Below are 16,593 nucleotides of genomic sequence, written 5' to 3' on the forward strand. Positions count from 1 at the left end.
CTCAACCGCCCGGAGCGCGATACGGCTGCGCGGCCGTGCGCAGGCGCTTGCCGCGCTGCCCCAGCACCACCTTCACCGGGACCAGTACAGCCCACCACAGCTGCGCGACCGTCGGGGAGACGAAGGCGAGCGGCACGGCCACGGCGAAGACCAGCACCATCGACGCCAGATCGAGCACGTCGTTGCGCGCCACGGGATCGGGCATCGCCGTACTGCTGAGCCACGGGCGCTTCCACAGCACGACCGTCAGCGCGAGCTGTGCGGCCCCGATGGCCGCGACGGCGCCGGAGTAGACCGCCACCGACTGCGGCCGGTCCCCGTACTCGGCCAGCAGGGTGGTGGGGAAGGGCATCAGGGCGATCAGCCCCAGGTTCAGCAGTCCGAGCTTGATGACCGTCCCGTCCACGTCCCGCACGTACCGGAAGACCTGATGGTGGCCCCGCCAGAACGCCGCGATGACCACGAAGCTGAGGGCGTACGCCCACAGGTTGGGCACCACCTCGCCCAGCGCATCTTCGAAACCGGCCGCGTCCAGCCCGGCGGGCAGCGTGATGTCCAGGGCCAGCAGCGTCATCGCGATGGCGAAGACGCCGTCCGACAGCGCGAGGACCCGGGCCGCGCTCCCCTCGTCGTCCCGCACTCGCTGATGGCCGTTCATCAGGCCACCATAGGGTTGAACAACCCGGAATATGCTGATTTCGGCGTGCGTCACGCGACCCGGTCAAGGGGTCTGAGGAACATCCGTGTCAGCTCGACGGGATGCAGGCCCGCCTCGCTGACGGTGTCGCCGTGGTGGGCTGCGAACATGCGGCTTCTGACCTGCCTGCTCGATCTGTGCGCGGTCCTCGGCGGTGAGCTGGTCGAGGTCGGCGGTGACGCGGTCGATGAGCCGGCGGACCCGGCTGATCTCCTCGTCGCCGGGCATGGCCTGGGTGCGTGCCCACTCGTCGGCTTCGAGCCGGTTCCTCCGAAGGGAAGAGCGCTGCGCACCCGTAAGCCTTGCGCCGCGGCCACTTCCGCGGCCGCCCCGCTACCTGGTCTTCGCAATGTCCGTGTCGATCTGCTCGGCGGTCTTGCGCAGACCCGCCTGGAGGTCTGCCACGTCACCCTTCTCGTGCGCGTATCCGAAGTCCTGCAGAGTGAGCTGGTACTGGCCGCCGTCCGGCTGTGCCTCGACCGAGCCGGACTTGGGGTGCCGGGCGATGTCCAAGAACGTCCGGAACGCGGGGTCGGGGTCCAGCGAGGGCGAGTTCTGCGCCTCGATGGTCGAGGGAACGTTGTGGATGGCGTTGGCGAAAGAGACCACCGCCTCGGTGTCCGTGGTCATGTACCGCACCAGCTCCCACGCGGCCTGCTGCTGCCTGCTGTTCGCCGACAGGCCGATGACGGTGCCGCTCACGTAGCCCTTGCCGTAGTCGGCGGTCTGGTCGTCGGGGACCGGCAGCGCCGCGGTGCCGATCTCGAACTTCGCGCCGGCGGCCCTGGCCGCGGCCAGCCGCCACTCGCCGTCCAGCTGCATCGCCACCTGCCCCTGGTGGAAGGGGTGCTCGGCGCCCCACTCGTCACCGAAGGAGGACCGGTACTTCTCCAGGCGCTGGAAGCCGCCGAGGCGGTCGACGAGTTGCTTCTGGAAGGTGTACATCTGCGCGAAGGCCGGGTCCTGGGCAATCGCCGACTTTCCCGCGCCGTCGAAGTACTTCACCGGCCCCCACTGCGCGGCGTAATGCATCGGGGTCGTCTCGTACCCGTGGAAGGTGGGCATGAAGCCCAGCTGCTCGTAGCCGTCGCCCTTCATCCTGGTCAGCTTCTCCGCGACCTCGGCGAACTGGCTCCAGGTCTTCGGCGGCTCGCTGATGCCCGCCGCCTCGAACGCGTCCTTGTTGTAGTACAGGCCGTACGCGTCGCTGAGCAGCGGCAGTGTGCACTGGTTGCCCTGGTACTGGGTGTACCGCAGCATGCTCTGCGGAATCGTCTTCTCCTTGTCCAGGCCCGCCTTCCTGAAGAAGGGGTTGAGGTCGGCGAGGACGCCGGACGCACAGAACCTGCCCACGCTGCCGGTGGAGGAGGACGACACCACGTCCGGCGCCTTGTCGCCGCCGGCCCGCAGCGCCTGGTTCAGCTTGTCGTCGGACATGTTGCCGGTGACCCTGACCTTGATGTCCGGGTGCGCCTTCTCGAACCGGGCGACGTTCTCCCGGACCGCCTCGACCTCCTGCGGCCCGCTCCAGCCGTGCCAGAACTCGATCGTCGTCCGCCCGCCGCGGGCATCCTGGGCGGCCGTGCCGCTCTGACCGGTGCAGGCACTGGTCAGAACGAGCGCGGCGATGGCCGCTATTCCGGTGAGAACTTGACCGAACGGGTGCTTTCCGGGCATGGGCATTTTCTCCTGCAGGCTGTGGGGCGGGTCGATCTTGAAGGTGGGGCAGCACCCTAGCCTCATCACCGACACGCATCATGTCCGGCCTGCGGTTCGGACGGTTCCGGTGCCGCTCAGGGGGAGAGAACGGCACCGGAACGCGCTCCGCGCCTCATCCCGGGGGAAGGACGAGGCGCGGAACCCGGCGGCCCGCGCAACTTCGGGAACGGGGTGGCGCGCGGGCCTTCCGGAAGCGCTGCCCGTCACCCACACGGCTGGACGGCGCTTCCGGTCACATCCGGGGAAACGTGCCGTGCCCCTCGTCCGGTTCAGATTCCGCGAACTCGTTTCCCGTAGGCCGCGGACAGCACACGAGGCCCCCAGAACAACCTGGTCGGGCCGGGGCGGAAGCGGTGCATCTCGAAGGTGCCGCAGCGCTCGAGCAGCTCGCGGAAGGCGATGCGCACCTCGAGGCGGGCCAGCGCCGCGCCCGTGCAGAGCGTGGCACCCTCCCCGAAGCCCACGTTGGTGGCGCTGTTCGGGCGCCGCAGATCGAACCGGTCCGGGGTGTCGAACTGCCGGTGGTCCCGGTTCGCGGCGCCCCGCAGCAGGACCACCCGGGAGCCGGCCGGGATCCGGACCCCGTGCAGCTCGATGTCGTGCGCCGCCTCACGCAGGTTGTACTGCGTGGTGCTGTAGTGGCGCAGGGTCTCGTCGGCGAGGTTGTTCAGCAGCTCGGGCTCGGCGCGCAGGTCCTCCTGCTGGCCGGGGTTCTCGCACAGCGCCCGCATGGCGTTGGCGATCAGGTTGGTGACGTTCTCGAAACCGGCCACCAGCAGGGTGAAGGCAAGGGAGAACAGCTCGTCCTCGGTGAGCCGCTCGCCGTCCTCCTCGGCGACCTGCACGAGGTCGCTGATCAGTCCGGGCGGGAGCGGCCGGCCACGCCGCAGCAGACTGCGGCGCTCGCCGATCAGTGCGGTGAAGAAGCCCTCGAACGCGCCGCTCCCGTCGACCGCCAGCATTTTCTCCGCGTCGGTGGGGAAGGGGTCGGCGACCGGCAGCACCTTGTGGGTCCAACCGAGGAACGGAGACCGGTCCTCCGGCGCGAGGCCGAGGAACTCGCAGATGACGAGGAACGGCAGGGGATGGGCCAGGGCCGGGATCAGGTCGAGCACGCCACCCGCAGGGTCCAGCTCCGCCCGGTCCAGCAGCTGCGCACAGATCCCCTCGATCCTGGGGATCATCTCTTCCACGCGCCCACGGGTGAAGGTGCGTACGATCAGGCGCTTGAGCCGGCCGTGGTCGGGGTCGTCGATGACGAACAGGCTGGACCCGAGGATCCGGTACAGCGCGGTGCCGCGGAACTGCTCGAACCCGCCCGACAGCGAGCTGCCCCGGATCAGCTTCGTCCGGTCGCGGCCCAGGGTGGCGATGTCCTCGTACCGGGACAGGAAGAACATCCCGGTCTGCGGGCTGAAATGGACGGGACTGTGCTCGCGTAGTTCCCGGTAGGAGGGATACGGGTCGTCCATGACGCCCGGGGCGAACGGGTTGAACCCGTCTGGGTGCAGGCTCCTCATACCCGGGGAAACGAGCCCTGGAGCACCCGGGTTCACACGGCTCGCTCAGAGCGGATCCTGCGCACCCTCTTCTATTCGGCCGCGCAGACGCTCCGCCGCGTGCCGCTTCTCCTCCGCCTCCGCCCGCAGGCCGAGCCTCTCCAGCACCTCCGCCAGGTGCTCGAGCACGCTCATCTCGCCGGCGACGAACTTCTCCGTACGGGCCGCGACGAGACCTTCCTCCAGCAGCTGCAGGGCCGCCCACGGGTCCCCGGTCCGGCACAGCGCCACCCCCTGCACGTCACACAGCAGCACCTCCATCAGACCCCGCGCCCCGGGCATCAGCCGGGCCCGCTCGGCGTGGATCAGGGCCCGGTCGGGAAGGTCCTGCTCCAGGTACAACCGCGCCATGTGGTGCAGGGCGAGCGCCGCCGTGCCATAGTCCCGGATGTCCTCGGAGACCCGCGCCGCCTCCTCGTACACCGCCACCGCGTTCTCGTACGTCCCGCACGCGGCATGGGCCAGCCCGAGATTGATCAGTGCCTGTGCCAGATCGCAGTCGTCGCCCGTCCCTACGGCGAGCTCCCGCGAGCGCTCCAGGAGCGGGATCGCGTCCTCGGCCCGGCCCGCCTCGACGGTGGCCCAGCCCAGCAGGTTCGCGACCCGGGTCTCCGCCCTCGGATCGCGAGCCGCCCGGGCCGCGCGCAGGCCGTGGGTCACCACCGGAATCCAGTTGCGGTGGCTCTGCCACGTCAGCAGCGGCCACACCAGCACGGTCAGGCGCCAGGCCCGGTCCGCCTCACCCGCACGGGTGGCCGCCTCGATCGCCGCACACAGGTTGCCCGACTCGGTCGCGTACCAGTGGAGCACCGCGCGCCGGTCGTCGAGCCGGGGCACGGCCTCCGGCCTCTCGCACCATTCGGGCAGATCGCAGCAGGGCCGGCCGGACGGGTCGTAGATCCGGGAGGCCGCGTACGCCGTGTGCACGTAGAAGTCGAGCAGACCGCGCAGCCGATCGCCGCGCCCCTCCGCCGCGTACTCGCGGGAGAACAGATGGACGAGGTCGTGGCAGGAGTAGCGGCCGACCGAACGCTCCTCGATCAGGTGGGCGCTCGCCAGTACGCCCAGCGCCCGGCGGGACGTGGCGAGCGGTATCCGGCACGCGGCCGCGATGGCATGGGCGGTGAAATCGCTGCCGGGCACCACGCTGAGGGCTGCGAAGACCGCCTGCGCCTCTTCGTCGAGCGCGCGGACGCTCAGGGCCAGGGCCGCGGTGATGTCGGCGTCCTCGATCGAGAGCGCCGCGAGCCGCTGCTGCTCGTCGCCGAGCTCGTCGGCGACCGATCGCAGCGACCAGCGGGGATGCGCCGACAGCCGGGCGGAGGTGATCCGCAGCGCGAGCGGCAGGCCGCTGCACAGCCGGATCAGTTCCGAGGCGGCCTCGGGCTCCCGCGCGATGCGGTCGTCGCCGAGCGCGGCCCGGAGCAGGGCCAGGCCGTCCTCCTCGTCGAGCAGTCCGACCGGCACCAGGGCCGCGCCGTCGAGGGCGAGCAGGCCGTCCAGCCGGAGCCGGCTGGTGACGATGGTCGACGACCCGCCGCCGGCCGTCAGCAACGGGCGGACCTGCGCGGATTCGCGGGCGTCGTCCAGCAGGATCAGCAGCCGGCGCTGCGCCAGCATCGAGCGGTACAGGGCCTGCGCGGCGGCCGGGTCCTCGGGAATGGAGTGCTGCGGCACGCCCAGCGCCGACAGGAACCCGCTGATCACCAGGGAGGGATCCACCGGCGTCGATCCGTCGAAGCCGTGGAGATCGGCGAACAGCTGCCCGTCCGGGTAGTCGCCGGCGTGCGCGTGGGCCCAGCGCAGGGCGAGGGAGGTCTTGCCGACCCCCGCTTGGCCGACGACCAGGGCGAGCCCCGCCGAGTCCGGAGCAAGCGCCCGCTCCACGGAACGGAATTCGTCCTCCCGCCCGATGAACCCGGCCGGGGTGCGGGGGAGCTGGGCCGGGTGGACCCGTACGGGGGCGGACGGCGTCCGGGGCGCGGGCCCGGACCGGGGCGATGCCGGCCCGGTGGGCTGGAGGGGCACGACCGTCGGCGGCCGCCTCTCCGGACCGGGGGGCATCCTGCCGAGCAGGTCGGTGAACACCGCCTGGAGTTGTGGACCCGGTACGACGCCGAGGTCCGCTTTCAGCAGCTCGCGCGTCGCGTGGTAGAGGTGCAGTGCTTCCGACTGCCTGCCCTCCTGCTGGTGGCAGAGCATGAGCAGCCGCACCAGGGATTCGCGCAGCGGGTTCTCCTCCACCGCCTCGGCCAGCCGTGCCACGGCCAGTTCGCCCCGCCCGGTGCGCAGCAGCCGCTCACCCAGCAACTCCACGGCGTGCAGCCGCGTCTGCTCCAGGCGGGTCCCCGCACCCCCGCGCAGCGATTCCGACTCGCAGTCCTCCAGGGTCGGACCGCGCCACAGTCCCAGGGCCGAGTCCAGCAGGCGGATGCCCTCCTCGTCCGACGCCTCCTGGGATGCCGCCACCAGGTCCTGCATGTGGTGCACGTCCACCTGGGTCCGGTCCGCCATCAGCGCGTAGCCGGGGGCCTTGGTCACGAGCGTGATCGTGTCGTCGAAACAGCTGCGCAGAGTGGCGACATGCCCCTGGAGTGCCGCCTTGGCGCTGGGCGGTGGCGCCTCGTCCCAGACCAGGTCGAGCAACCGTTCCACCGGCACGACCCGGTTGAGGTTGAGAGCGAGAGCGGCCAGTACGGCCCTGCGCCTGGCGCCGCCGAGGGGCACGGAGTCACCGCTGTCGGAGCGCAGCTCCGACGGCCCAAGGAGCAGCAATCTCATGTTCCCCACCCTTACCAGCCGATGCGCGAAGCGCATGGAACCAACCCGGGCGTGCGGTACTTGCGGTGCTCGGGCGTCTCGGGGTGGTGCGGGCGGCAGCGACTGGAGCGGTCACGGTACCGGTTCGGCAAGGTTCAGGCCAGTGGCCGAAACCGCTGATTCTGAGCCAAATCGCCCCGAGGTTGACTCGAGGCTAGCCCATTTCGGACGCACGTCCCGCTTCGCCCTCCGGTTCGATCGACTTCAACGATGGCAGATGAATTCCAGTGGCATTCGGAGTGTCGCCAAGTGCTCCTACAGGTGAACCTCCGTGGTGTCGCATCAGGTCGGATCCGCATGACGGGAATCACCAAGGGCTGCTGCCGGTGGTCGGCCCGTGGGATGAGGTGCGGGCGGGCGAAGCGGCGGGGGGCGCGGTGAAGGAGGGGCCGGCCGACGACGAACTGGTGGGGGAATGGCCGGGGCCGGCGGACGTGCGGTGGGCGGGTCCGCCGGACGAGGACTGGGTGGCCGCCCGGGCCGGGGCGTCGAGAGCGCGGCCGGCGTCGCGGGGACGCTCCGCCGGCTCGCCGGTCCGCTCCAGGCGCAGCACCAGATTGCGTTCGTGCTGGTTCCGGGGCCAATCCACGTCCTTGCTGTGGATGGTCTGCGTACGGACCCCGTCCACGGTTTCCCAGCGGCTCCTGACCGCACGGACGTTGGGCCGCCAGGTGCCCTGATACTGGTGCTCCAGCTCCAGGTGCCAGCTCCGGGCCTCGATGTGGCGGACCACGCCCACCGTGCCCGGGATCTCGATCCGGGCCCCGCCCGCGCCGGACACGGCGACCACGGCTCGCTGGGGCCAGTCGGCGTCAACGCCGATGACGGTTATCCGGCAGGGGCCCTCGTACCAGGCCATTGATTTCCTCCAGTTGGGTCCGGGTCGCGGGGGGAGCGGTCAGGAGCGGGCCGGGCCCGCCGCCCTCATGTCGGGTATCGGTGCCGGAGGGGCGGTGCTCACCGGTTGAACTCCTGCGCCACCACGGCCGCCAACTCGTAGTACGCCGCCCTGGTACGGCCGCGCATCTGCTCGGGGTCGACTTCGCCGCCGAGGGCGAGGTGGTCGTCGTAGGGCACCGTCACCACGGCCCGGCAGCGCTGCCGGAAGTGCGAGACGACGTCGTCGACGCGGATCAGTCGGCTGGAGGAGGACCGTACGCCCGAGACGACGGTCACCGCGTGCCGCGCCTTGTCCTGGAAGCCGTGGGCGCCCAGCCAGTCGAAGGTGATGCCGGCGCTGTTGGCGCCGTCGACGCTCGGTGTGGCGACGACGACCAGCTGGTCGGTCAGGTCCAGGATGCCGCGCATGGCGCTGTGCAGCAGACCGGTGCCGGAGTCGGTGAGGACGATCGGGTACTGGCCGCTTAGCAGTTCGACGACCTGTCGGTAGTCCCGGTCGTCGAACGTCCGGGAGACCGCCGGGCCGGAGTCGTTGGCGAGGACCTCCAGACCGCTGGGCGCCCGGGAGGTGAACGCCCGGATGTCCATGTAGGTGTGCAGGTCGGGCATGGCTGTCACCAGGTCGCGAATGGTGGCACCGGTCTGCCGACGCACCCGATGTTGGCGTTCCGTGGTCCGGGTTCGCGTCGATGGCGATGACCCGGTCGGTCCGCTCGTGCGCCAGGACCGCGCCGAGGGCCATCGTGGTGGTGGTCTTGCTGACCCCGCCCTTGAGGCTGATCACCGCGATGCGGTGGCTGCGCCTGAGAGGGGTGCGGATGGAGTCGGTGAATCCGGCCGGTCCGCGATGCCGGCCGACACGGAACATCCGGCGCGGCGTACGGCGGACCAGGCGCTCGGCGGAGAGCTCGGAACCCGCCGCCCAGCCCAGGGGCTGCGGCGGCGCGGTGACGGTCTCGGTTGCGGGAAGGGCGACCGGCGGAGCCTGGGCGGGGGCCTGCGTGCGCGGGGCCGGGGCCGGTCCGGGTGCCGGCTCTGACGGCTGGTCGGGTTCGGCGGGTTGGCCGGGCTGGTCCTGCTGGTCGCGCTCGGTGGCCGGAGCGGGTGCTTCTGCGCACGCGGGATCCGGCTCGGGCAGTGCCGTCGCGGGGGGCGGGTCCGCTTCCAGCAGATCCCGTAGGCTCCTGACCGGTTTGGGCGGCCCAAGTGTGCCGCTGCCCGCCTGATCGCCGCCGTCCGGCCATGTGGTGGGGCCGTAGTCGGGGGCCTCCGCCCAGTGTCCGGGCTCGTTCATGCCGTTTCTGTCTACGACGATGGTCACCTCGGTCGTCCCCTCCCAGTGTCCCGGCCGTGGTCGTCCAGGGGAACGCGACCGGGTCCGGGGCCGGTTCACGTGCAGGGCGCGTAGCGCGGGGCGGGGTGGCTCACACCGGGGCGAAGCCGTGCCGCTCCAGCAGTGGGCGGCAAGCCCGTACGGCGTAGAAATTGCGGGACTTGACGGTGCCCGGCGGGACGCCGAGCACGGCCGCCGCATCGGCGGTCGAGCGGTCGTTCAGGTGCAGCTCCACCAGCACCTCCCGGTGGTGCGGGGGCAGTTTGGCGAGGACGCCGCGGATGTCGTGGGCGACCACGACCTCCTCGTACGGGTCGTGCGCGGCCGCACGCTCCTCCGGACTCTCGTCGCCGAACTCCTTGGCACGGGCGGCCTGCATCCGGAAGTAGTCGATGGCGATCCGGCGGGCGACGGTGTAGAGCCACGGCCGGCTGTGCTCCGGTCCGCGGGTCAGCGACTCGGGGTGCTGCCAGGCGCGCAGAAACGTTTCCTGAAGCATGTCCTCGGCCTTGCCCCGGTCGCCGCTCGTCAGCCGCAGCAGCGCGCGGAGCAGGTACGGGGCGTGCAGACGGTAGAGCTCGGCCAGTGTGTCGCGGTCCAGGGTGGGGCGGCCGCCGTTGCAGTCCGCGCCGTCCCCCACGGCCGTGGTGGCCGCCGTGTCCCCGTCCGTGCTGTGCCGATCCATTCCCATCCCGACGGTTCCTCCCGCATTGAGCCGCCAGCCTCTTCACGCCGACGACAGCGCCAACCGACGGTCCCGAGCGGGGCGTTCGGCCTTGACAGAGGTGAGAGTCCCAGCGGTGCCCAACGGCTCACCAACGAATCGCCAACGGGCGGCTACAGCAGCTCCGAACCGCGGTTGCCGTCCGCCGCCGGGGCCCGGTACCGGCCCGGCCGCCAGCCCCGCCGCCGGCCGCCGGGCACCACCACGGCGGCGCCGGCCATCCCCAGCCCCACCGCGAACGCCGCCGCGGTCACCAGCCAGGCCGGCCCGGCCGCCGACGGTCCGGGGGCGGGCGGCATCACCACGCCGGGAGCCGACGCCCGGGCGCGGCCGGGCAGGCCCGGCGCCCCGCCCTGCTGCTCCTCGGGGAGCACCGCCGTAACGGCGGCCACCGGGTCCACGGGCCCGTACCCCTGGAGCGGGTCCGGCAGCCGGCCGCCCGGCCCGGACGCGGTCGCCCGCAGCCGGTGCGCGAGCGCCTCACCACTGAGTTCCGGCCGGTAGCCGAGCACCAGCGCCGCGGTTCCGGCCACCAGCGCAGCCGCGTAACTCGGCCCGGAGGCGGTGAAATGGCCCTTGCCGCCCGGCCCGGGGCCCATCACCGCCTCACCCGGTGCCGTCAGGTCCACCCGGCCCCCGGCCGCCTGCTTGGCCGGTATCCCGCCGGGGCCGGTCGCCGCGACCGACAGCACCTGCGGATGAGCCGCCGGGAAGGCGGCCCCCCCGGCCTCCCCGTCGGGGGCCGCCGGGGCGATCACGACCGCGCCCTTGGACACGGCGTACCGGACGGCGTCCGCCAGCGCCTGGCTGTCGGAGCCCGCCACCGCCATCACGGCGATCACCCGTGCGCCGCCGTCGGCGGCCACCCGGATGCCCGCAGCCAGCAGATCGGGGGTGGTGCTCCCGCGCCGGTCGGTGACCGGGACGTCCAGGACCCGGGCGCGGGGGGCGAGACCGGCGAAGCCCGACCCCGGGGTCCGCGCCGCCGCGATCAGCCCCGCCGTGAACGTGCCGTGCCCGGCGCAGTCCACTGCCGGACCGCCGTCGAACTGGCGTGGCGCCCGGCTCAGTCGGCTGCCCAGCAGGCCGGAGGAGTCGTCCACACCCGAGCCGACCACCGCAACGGTCACCCCGGCGCCCTCGGTAAGCGGCCAGACCGTGTCCGGGCGCAGATGCGCCTGCGGCCACGGCATCCGGTTGACGGTACGGTCCGAGGCCTTCCGGCACTCGTCGCCGGTGAGCCGCTGCGTGAGGCCGGGCAACGACGTAGGCTCCGAACTCGCCCCGGCCGAGGCCGAGGCGGTGGGCGTCCCCGGGCCAGGGGCGGTCGGCGCCGAGGGCGCGGCCACAGCGGCCACCGTGGCCGGAGGGCCCACTGCCAGAGCCCCGCACACCAGTGCTGCCGCCACCGCGGCGCCGACCCGGCCGCCGCCGGTCACGCCACGCCCCCCGGCACCCGGTCCCACGGGATGTCCTGGGGCAGCAGCAGGCTGAGCTCGGCCAGGTCGTCTATGTCCAGCTTGCTGAGCCGCCCGGCCTGCCGGGTGATCATCGACTCCAGCGTCTGCCGCGCGAAGCGGCCGTTGCCGAAGCTCCGGTCACGCGGTACCGCGGCGAACAACTCCCCTAGCGCCGCGAGCGCCTCGGGCGGGCACACGTACCCGGCCTTCTCCGCCTGCACCTGAACGATCCGCACCAGCTCGGCGTCCGTGTAGTGCTCGAACGAGACCGACCGGGAGAACCGGGAGGCGAGGCCGGGGTTGGAGTCCAGGAAACCCTGCATCTCGTCCGAGTACCCGGCGACGATGACCACCACCTCGTCGCGGTGGTCCTCCATCAGCTTCATCAGCGTGTCGACGGCTTCCTGGCCGAAGTCGTTGCCGCTGCCACCGCGCGGGGTCAGCGTGTACGCCTCGTCGATGAACAGCACACCGCCGCGCGCCTTGTCGAACGCCTCCTTCGTCAGCTGCGCGGTGTGACCCACGAACCGGCCCACCAGATCGGCCCTGGCGGTCTCGATCAGCTGGCCGCCGGGCAGCACGCCCAGCTCGGCGAGCAGCTGCCCGTAGAGCCGGGCCACCGTCGTCTTGCCCGTACCCGGCGGACCCGAGAACACCAGGTGGTGGCTGATCGTGGCGGTCGGCAGCCCGGCCTCCTTCCGCCGGTTCACCTGCTTGATCAGGTTGACCAGGTCCTCGACCTGCTCCTTCGCGGCCGGCAGGCCGATCATGCCGCGCAGCTCGTCCAGCAGTTCGGTTTTCCGCTCGGCCGGGACCCCGGCGGCGGCAGCGGCGACCGCGGCGGCGGCAGCCACCCCGACGTCATCGGGCTTCAGGAGCGCCAGGTCCGCGTTGCCGATCTCCGGCAGCACGGCCAGCCGGGACGCCTGCCGGTCCACCATCTCCTCGAAGACCTTCCGCGCCGCCCGGCCGTTGCCGAAGTCGGAGCCCTTGGCCACGCTCTCGAAGTGTGCCTTGAGCGCCTCGCGGGTGCCGTCGGCCAGCTCGTAGCCGTGCGAGGCCGCGGCCATCGCCACGATCGTCGTCAGCTCGTCGTCCGAGTAGTTCTCGAACTCCACCGTCCTGCTGAAGCGGGACGCGAGCCCGGGGTTGGAGTCGAGGAACCCCTGCATCTGCTCCGAGTAACCGGCCACGATCACCACGATCTCGTCGCGGTGGTCCTCCATCAGCTTGACCAACGTGTCGATGGCCTCCCGGCCGAAGTCCGGTCCGCTGCCGCCAACGCCCTGCGACAGCGTGTACGCCTCGTCGATGAAGAGCACACCGCCGAGGGCCTCCTTGAACACCTCCGTCGTCTTGATCGCCGTACCGCCGATGATCGCCGCCACCAGGTCCGCGCGCGCCACCTCGACCAGATGGCCCGACGGGAGCACGTCCAACTCGGCGAGGATCGAGCCGTAGAGCCGGGCCACCGTCGTCTTACCGGTACCGGGCGGGCCCGCGAAGATCAGATGCCGGCTCATCGGCAGCGCCGGCATGCCCGCCAACTCCCTGCGTCGCGCCAGCTTGTTGAGGTTGACCAGGGTGGAGACCTGCTCCTTCACCCCGTCCAGGCCGACCAGGGAGTCCAGGGCGTCCAGCGGGCCCTTCCGCCCCGGCGGGCCCGCCGGGGACTGCTGCGACGCGTCGGCGCCGAGGTTCCCGTCGGCCCCGTCCGACCCGACTGCGCCGGCGGAGTCGGGTCGGGACCCGCCACCGGAGGCCCCGGCCCCGGCCTCGCCGTGCGCGTCCGGCATCCCGTTCTCCACACTGGTCAGGTTCTCGACCGCCAGCCGGTTGGAGGGCTTCGACTGGCGGAGCCCCGACCCCCGGTTCCCGGAGACCGTGCAGTCGTGCACCCGCACCGCCTCGGTGGAGTCGATCCGGATGCCGTCGGCGGTGTTGTCCACCGCTTCACAGCGGCCGAGTGTGGCCCGCGCGCCGGCCGCGACCTGGAAGCCGTGCCGCCGGCACGACCGCGCCCGGGTGCGGGTGGCGTTCAGTTCGCCGCCGTCCTCGACGAGCACCCCCTCGTGCGAGGACTCGGCCACGTCGCAGTCCCGCAGCGTGGCCGCACCGCCGTCACCGACCGAGACGGCGGCCGCGCCGGTGTCCCGTACCGCCGTGTTGCCGACGTACGCGTTGCCACCGTCGGCGATCCGGATGCCGGCCTGACCAGTGCCGGAGATCTCCGAACCCTCCAGGCGGCCCCGGCCGTTGCGGGTCACCTCCACGCCGGGTCCGCGGACGTCCGAGACGGTCACGCGCCGCAGCATCGGGTTCGCCCCCTCGACGACGCGCACCCCCGCTCCGGCGCTGTCCCGGACCTCCAGCCGGTCGAAGTCCGGCGAGCTGTCCCCGGTCAGCTGGACCCCCGCATCCTTGGCGTCCCGTACCGAGCACCGGCTGAACGAGGGCCCCGAGGACTCCTCCACCCAGATGCCGTTGCCCTCGGCCGCACTGACCTCGCAGTCCTCGAACGTGCCCCGGGAACGACCGGTGACATGGATGCCGTTGCCCTTGGTGCGGGAGGTCCGGCAGCGGCGCAGCACCGGATCGGTGCCCCCCGCAAGCGCGATCCCGTGCACCTTCGTGCCGGTCACCGAGCAGTCCTCCAGCACCACCCGGTCCGCCGAGCTGATGTACACGCCCAGCAGACAGTCCCGTACCGACGTGCGCACGACCCGGGTGACGCTGTTCTGCTCCAGGGCGATGGCGGGCTTGTCGGTGGCGGAGATCTGGCAGTCCTCGACCAGCCCCCGCCCCTCGCCGTTGGCGCACACGCCGTTGCCGCGGGCATCGCGCAGCACGCAGTTGCGGATCGTCGGATTGGCGCGCTCACCGATGACCACCGCCGAGGTGCCGAGGTGTTCCACGACACAGTCCTCGATCACACTGGTGCCGCTGGAGGTCTCCACGATCCCCGCCCCGCCGGGGTTGGTCACCCGGCAGCCGCGCATCGCCAGCGAGCCCTGCTGGCGGGTGAGCACGGCCGTCCACGCGTTGCCCACCACCTCGCAGTCCTGGAGCGCCGCCTGACCGCGCGGCACGTCCACCGCGGGCAGTTCTTCGTCCAGCCCCTGGATCACCAGACCGGTCAGCTGCACGGCCTCGGCTACCACCTGGACCACCGTGCCCTGCCGGGGGATCACCCGTACGGTGCCCTGGGCGTCCTCGGCGGTGATCGTCACCATCTTGGTGATGACCAGGTTCTCCTCGTACCTGCCGGGACGGACCGAGATCACCGCGCCGCTGCGTGCCGCCTCCAGTGCCTCTCCGATGGTGCGGAACGGGCCGCTGGACCCGCCGGAGCCGTACGAGCCGCCGCTCTGCGCTTGTGCGCACACGGTCAGCACATGGCGCGACATGCCTGATCGTTCCCTTCGTCGTGGGCCGGTGGCCGGTGGTGGCCGGGTTGGTTCAGGAGGAGGTGCACTGGACGCGGACGGCGTCGCCCGCGTGGTGGGCGTAGGTCTTCGTCGAGCCCGACCAGTCCTGGCCCCTGTCGTGCAGCTTCACCGCGAGCTGGCCGCCGGTGATCCGGAAGCTGCCGGCGCCGACCCAGCGGCCCAGCTGGGAGGGCTGGTTGACGGTGAAGGACCCGAGGGTGGGGCCGCTCGCCGAGGCGGCGCCGTGCACGGTGTAGTAGGACGGCTTACCGCCGACCGCCTTGATGTCACCGTTGTTCGGGACGTGGACGGATACCTGGCAGGTGCCTGTGGTGACGGCGCCGGTGCGGAAGGTCCACAGCATGCTCTTGCCCGCGTCCTGTCCGTCGCCGGACATCGGCATGGCGAGGAAGTCGCCGTTGCAGCCGCTGCTGCCATAGCCGCCGGTGCCGTACGACTTCCAGCCCTCCTTGCCGTCCGTGTACCAGCCGTTGCGGCTGAAGGCCGCGCCCTCGCCCGCGCAGCCGGGGCCGGCGACGGCGGCGTACTCCTTCTTGGCCGGGGCCGGCGGGGGTGCCTGCGGGGCGGGGCCGGACTGCTGGGGGTCGTGGCGGGCTCCGGTGTCGGGGGACCCGGCGGAGCCGGGGTTGCCGGAGGTCCCGCCGGAGCCGGCCGCCGGGCCGCCGGCCGGGCCACCGCCGGGGCTGCCCTGACCGTCGCCGCTCTGCCCGGTGCCGGTGTTGGTCACGGGGGTGTTTGCGGCGCCCTGGCCCGGCGCGTCCGCGGCCGCTCCCGGGGCGACGGCGCCCGGCAGCACGGATCCCTTGTCCGGCACGTCGGTTCCCGGTACGAAGCCCTCGGGGCCGCCGTCGGGCTGGTTGTAGCCCGTGGGGCGGGACGGGACCCGACCAGGGCCGGCGTCGCCGCCGAGCTGGGAGAACAGCAGGGGCACGCCCATGAGCACCACGCCCGACGTGGCCGCCGCCGCGAGCATCGGCTTCGGTATCCGCCTCGCCGGGCGCAGGCCCGTGGGTGCGGCCGGGGCTGCGACGGGGGTCGCCGCCAGGGCGTCCGGAGCCGCCTCCTGCGGAGTCTCCTCGGCTTCGGCGATTTCCTCGGCCTCCGCGATTTCCTCGGCCCCGGCGGCCTCCTCGGCTGCGGGGACGGGGACCTCCGGGACGGCGCCGCAGGCCGGGGCGGCCTCGGGCTCCGGTTCGGCGGCGGGCTCGGGCCGCACCGCGCCGGTAGGCGCCTCCGGGGTCAGCACCGGAAGGGTCAGGGGCGGGCGCGGCACGACGGGCTCCGCCGCCGGCTCCTCACCGGCCGCGTGCCAGGCGACCGCCGGCAGGCTGATGGGAGCCGGACCCCGTCCGGCGGTCCTGTGCCGCTGTTCGTTGTTGTCCACCGTGTTTCCCCTCGGTCGTCGCGGAACACCCGCATCACGTTCGAACGGACCGCCACCGCTGTGGGGTTCACCGCGGCCGGTCAGCTCAGGACGTGGACCGCTTCGCCCCCCGGCGCCGGGGTGAGCACAAAGGCCGCGGCCCGCTCGACGACCGCCCGGTCGAGGGGCGCCGGGACCTCGTAGTCCGGGCTTCCCAGGTGTGCGAGCAAGCCGGGCTCCGGGGCGAGGGCGTACTGCTCCAGGTAGTAGGCGACCGTGTCGGTCCACACCCACCTGCCGTCCGTACGGAAGTTCAGCGGCACCTCCGAACGCCGCTCGGGGTCCAGCACGTCGTTCATCAGCACCGGCGTCATCAGTACGGGCGTGCCGGCGTTCAGCCGCTCGACCAGCAGGGCGAGCAGCGCAGGGTCCTCGACCGACGGGTGGTCCGCGGCGAAGCCGGGCCCGGCCACCGGGTCCACGTGGTCGAAGACGGCAGCCAGCTGGAACTCCGGGTCGGTCATGGCGAGGTCCTGTCCTTGGGGTCGGGGCGGCCGGCGGCCGCACGC

General features: G+C 72.4%; 11 protein-coding genes and 1 pseudogene. All 12 read right to left on the reverse strand.

Translation table 11 applies throughout. The features are described from left to right. Position 1: 1 nt before the first annotated feature. The 12 genes and pseudogenes from OHA89_RS36615 to OHA89_RS36670 all read right to left on the reverse strand — a co-directional run bounded on the left by OHA89_RS36615 (position 2) and on the right by OHA89_RS36670 (position 16,548). Positions 2-658 (reverse strand): TMEM175 family protein, encoded by a 657-nt coding sequence (locus tag OHA89_RS36615; RefSeq protein WP_266612243.1) that lies wholly within the window; start codon positions 656-658, stop codon positions 2-4. A gap of 372 nt (positions 659-1,030) precedes the next feature. Next, positions 1,031-2,374, reverse strand: coding sequence for an ABC transporter substrate-binding protein (locus OHA89_RS36620; protein ID WP_406368025.1), 1,344 nt, complete (start codon positions 2,372-2,374; stop codon positions 1,031-1,033). Positions 2,375-2,685: 311 nt separating this feature from the next. Next, positions 2,686-3,936 carry a cytochrome P450 gene (locus tag OHA89_RS36625; RefSeq protein ID WP_266612247.1) on the reverse strand — a complete coding sequence of 417 codons (1,251 nt, stop codon included), beginning with the start codon at positions 3,934-3,936 and terminating at the stop codon, positions 2,686-2,688. A 45-nt stretch (positions 3,937-3,981) separates the two neighbouring features. After that, positions 3,982-6,756: a BTAD domain-containing putative transcriptional regulator gene (locus OHA89_RS36630; protein WP_266612249.1), complete on the reverse strand. Its 2,775-nt coding sequence runs from the start codon at positions 6,754-6,756 to the stop codon at positions 3,982-3,984. Positions 6,757-7,102: 346 nt separating this feature from the next. Then, positions 7,103-7,654, reverse strand: a complete 552-nt coding sequence (locus tag OHA89_RS36635; RefSeq protein WP_266612250.1) for a hypothetical protein — start codon at positions 7,652-7,654, stop codon at positions 7,103-7,105. A gap of 98 nt (positions 7,655-7,752) precedes the next feature. Then, the gene (locus tag OHA89_RS36640; RefSeq protein WP_406368026.1) at positions 7,753-8,304 is read right to left on the reverse strand and encodes a MinD/ParA family protein; all 552 of its coding nucleotides are present in this window, start codon (positions 8,302-8,304) and stop codon (positions 7,753-7,755) included. Between the two features lie 67 nt (positions 8,305-8,371). Beyond that, positions 8,372-9,229, reverse strand: a pseudogene (locus OHA89_RS36645) (AAA family ATPase); the annotation flags it as partial. After that, positions 9,120-9,719: a sigma-70 family RNA polymerase sigma factor gene (locus tag OHA89_RS36650; protein WP_257558911.1), complete on the reverse strand. Its 600-nt coding sequence runs from the start codon at positions 9,717-9,719 to the stop codon at positions 9,120-9,122. The gene OHA89_RS36650 and the pseudogene OHA89_RS36645, both read right to left, overlap by 110 nt. A gap of 146 nt (positions 9,720-9,865) precedes the next feature. Next, complete coding sequence (locus OHA89_RS36655) at positions 9,866-11,014, reverse strand: S8 family serine peptidase (protein ID WP_406368027.1); 1,149 nt, start codon at positions 11,012-11,014, stop codon at positions 9,866-9,868. A 173-nt stretch (positions 11,015-11,187) separates the two neighbouring features. Beyond that, positions 11,188-14,619 (reverse strand): right-handed parallel beta-helix repeat-containing protein, encoded by a 3,432-nt coding sequence (locus OHA89_RS36660; protein ID WP_406368028.1) that lies wholly within the window; start codon positions 14,617-14,619, stop codon positions 11,188-11,190. 52 nt (positions 14,620-14,671) lie between these two features. Further along, complete coding sequence (locus OHA89_RS36665; protein WP_406368029.1) at positions 14,672-16,045, reverse strand: hypothetical protein; 1,374 nt, start codon at positions 16,043-16,045, stop codon at positions 14,672-14,674. 80 nt (positions 16,046-16,125) lie between these two features. Continuing rightward, complete coding sequence (locus OHA89_RS36670) at positions 16,126-16,548, reverse strand: hypothetical protein (protein WP_266612256.1); 423 nt, start codon at positions 16,546-16,548, stop codon at positions 16,126-16,128. Between the last annotated feature and the right edge of the window lie 45 nt (positions 16,549-16,593).

The organism is Streptomyces sp. NBC_01546 (genome assembly GCF_045208355.1).
GTDB lineage: Bacteria > Actinomycetota > Actinomycetes > Streptomycetales > Streptomycetaceae > Streptomyces.